At 31.7% G+C, this 230-nt stretch carries 1 protein-coding gene; it reads left to right on the forward strand.

Translation table 11 applies throughout. The features are described 5' to 3' along the window. Nucleotides 1–230, forward strand: a 230-nt coding sequence (locus FS736_RS24025) for a recombinase family protein (protein ID WP_260983708.1), incomplete at both ends; no start/stop codon positions are given.

Here is a 230-nt window from a genome sequence, read left to right on the forward strand (position 1 = left end):
TCATATAAGTGGATCAAGAAGTAAACGTCCTGGTTTAGATAAAGCTATTGAATTTGCGAGGTCAGGAGATACGATTGTTGTTTGGAGACTAGATAGATTAGGACGTAACATGGAAGATTTAATCACATTAGTTAATGAACTTAATAATCGAGGCGTGAGTTTTCATAGTTTAGAAGAAAATATAACAATGGATAAATCAAGTTCTACAGGACAATTGTTATTTCATTTAT

The organism is Cytobacillus oceanisediminis 2691 (assembly GCF_007678455.1).
Lineage (GTDB): Bacteria > Bacillota > Bacilli > Bacillales > Cytobacillaceae > Mesobacillus > Mesobacillus oceanisediminis_A.